Consider the following 2,429-nt stretch of genomic DNA (forward strand, 5'->3'; position numbering starts at 1 on the left):
AGGATGGGTTATGAGGACAAGCTGCGTCGAAGCGGCGGGAAGGTCTGCATTCCGAGGTGAGTTACAAGCGCCTGGAGGAAGACCGCTTCGCGTGGCCACGGCGTCAGCAGCCGGTGATCGAGCTGACAACCGAGCAGTTGCACTGGCTGCTGGACGGTATCGATGTGGACGCCGTGCAGCGCCACCCGTCACGCCAATATCAGCACACGGCTTGATTGCTGTTCGGGGTGACGTATACCTATCTGCGCGGTAGCTGCACTATCGTGTCCAGCATGAACGAACACGACTTCTCGCGATTGCCGCCGGCCGCCCAGGCCTATATCCGCGAACTCGAAGCGCGGGCTGCCACCAACGCCCAGCACATCGCCGAGCTGACCGAGCGCATCAAGCTCCTCGAAGAGCAGTTCCGCCTCGCACAGTCCAAACGCTTCGCGCCGAGCAGCGAGAAGCTCAAAGACCGCCTGTTCGATGAAGCAGAGCAGATGGCTGCCGCGGCCCTGCCTGACGACGAGGATGACACGTTCGCGCTTCCGGACACGGAATTGCCGGAGCCTAATGCGTCTGCAGGCCGCAAACGTGGCCGAAAGCCGCTACCGGCAGAGCTGCCGCGCCAGCGCATCGAGTACGACCTGACCGAAGACCGGAAGATCTGCCCATGCTGTCAGGGCTCGATGCACCGCATGGGCGAGGAAGTCAGCGAGCAGTTGCACATCGAAGCAAAGGTCTCGGTGCTGCAGCACGTGCGCTTCAAATACGCGTGTCGGCACTGCGATCGCAATGCCGAACGCACGCCGGTGTTGACCGCGCCGATGCCAGCGCAACCACTGCCGGGCAGCAACGCAAGCCCGGCAATGCTGGCGACGGTGACCATCGGCAAGTACGTTGACGGCACGCCGCTGTACCGCATGGAAGATGCGCTGGGGCGCGCCGGCATCGCCGTTGGCCGTGGCACGCTGGCGAACTGGATCATCCGCCCTGCGCAATTGCACTACAGCCGGCTGTACGAGGCGCTACGCCGCACGCTGCTGTTGCAGCCACTGATCCATGCCGACGAGACGACGGTGCAAGTGCTCAAGGAGGAAGGCAAGGCTGCGCAGAGCAAATCGTATATGTGGGTCTACCGCAGCGCGGAGGACTGCGAGCATCCGGTGGTGCTGTTCGACTACCAGCCGGGGCGCGGACAAGAGTATCCGCAGGCGTTCCTCGCCGGCTACGAGGGTATGCTGATGACCGATGGCTACAGTGCCTGGCGCACCCTCAAAGACGTCACGCACTTCGGTTGTCTTGCTCATTCCAGACGGATGTTCGTTGATGCGCAAAAGGGCCAGAAGAAGCCCAGCGCTCGAGTGGTAAAGGCCCTCGAGTACTTCAAGGCCCTGTATCAGGTCGAAGCGCTCGCCAAGGAGGATCTGCCCAACGGCGAAACGCGCGCCAACTACACGTACCGGCTGCGTCAGCAGCACAGCGTACCGTTGCTGAAGGCCTTCAAGGCGTGGTTGGATGAGCAGGCGCCGCAGGTACTGCCTGAAAGCCTGCTGGGCAAGGCCATCGCCTACGCGCGCAACCAGTGGGAATACCTGAGTCGATATGCTCTCGATGGACGGGCGCCGGTGGACAACAACGCGGTCGAGCGCGATATCCGACCATTCTGCACAGGTCGAAAAGCTTGGCTCTTTGCAGACACCGTGGCTGGCGCTAAGGCAAGCGCCATGATCTATAGCCTGATGCTTACGTGCCGCGCCTGTGACGTCGAGCCTTATGCCTATCTACTCCACGTGCTCACAGAGCTGCCACAGCGCGCGCCAGACGCTGACATCAGCGACCTGTTGCCGTTCAACTTCGCCCCGCCCAAAGCCGCCCCGCCACATCCTGCCTGAACATGTTCATCGCACTCAAGGTGTGCGGAAACTAGCGCTTACGAAAAACGCGCAATTGCAGCGCCAACGTGAGCATTTGGATTGGTCGCTATCTTGTCAAACATGGCGAGCTCGAGGCTTCCGCCCATCCTGAGGTGGATGTCGTCAATGCTGCTACGAAACGAGTCAACTGACGCTAGCAGCCGCAATACCTCATCGTAAACTCTTTGACCTTCCGTAGTTAGGGCGAACCCAGATCGACCACGCCGACATAGCAGCAGACCAAGGCGTGTCTCCAGATCCTTGATATGCCGACTTACGGTCGATCCACCAATGTTTAGCTCGCGTTCAGCTGCCGTCATGCCACCACAGTCAACGACCGTCTTGAAGACCTTCAGCAGACGCAAGTCCATGTCGCTCAACTGGCCCATCGGAGCACGTAACTTAGGATCGCCGATTACTTTCATGGAGTGCTAAGTGAAGATTGACCTTTAATCCGAAGTTCACCAGCCGCCTGGGTGAGTTTCCCCTTTTGCGACAGGCACTTGTCGTGATTCCCGGGTTCCAGTTTCT

At 60.3% G+C, this 2,429-nt stretch carries 2 protein-coding genes and 1 pseudogene; 2 read left to right on the forward strand and 1 reads right to left on the reverse strand.

Annotation, left to right across the window (positions count from 1 at the left end; all coding sequences use genetic code 11):
• The first annotated feature begins 56 nt into the window (after window positions 1–56).
• On the forward strand, window positions 57–215 hold the full coding sequence (tnpB, locus tag ACGLHR_RS51375) for an IS66 family insertion sequence element accessory protein TnpB (protein ID WP_400103769.1): 159 nt from the start codon (window positions 57–59) through the stop codon (window positions 213–215).
• A 57-nt stretch (window positions 216–272) separates the two neighbouring features.
• Window positions 273–1,877: an IS66 family transposase gene (gene tnpC, locus ACGLHR_RS51380; protein WP_400103771.1), complete on the forward strand. Its 1,605-nt coding sequence runs from the start codon at window positions 273–275 to the stop codon at window positions 1,875–1,877.
• Window positions 1,878–1,918: 41 nt separating this feature from the next.
• Here the strand turns inward: tnpC and ACGLHR_RS51385 are convergent.
• Window positions 1,919–2,323 (reverse strand): annotated as a pseudogene (locus ACGLHR_RS51385) (LysR family transcriptional regulator); the annotation flags it as partial.
• Window positions 2,324–2,429 lie beyond the last annotated feature (106 nt).

The sequence above is a fragment of the Cupriavidus sp. CuC1 genome, from assembly GCF_044627735.1.
Classification (GTDB): Bacteria; Pseudomonadota; Gammaproteobacteria; order Burkholderiales; family Burkholderiaceae; genus Cupriavidus; species Cupriavidus ulmosensis.

Excerpts from the sequence above, each read along its gene's own strand:
- tnpC (WP_400103771.1), top strand. The coding sequence starts at position 273 with ATGAACGAACACGACTTCTCGCGATTGCCGCCGGCCGCCCAGGCCTAT.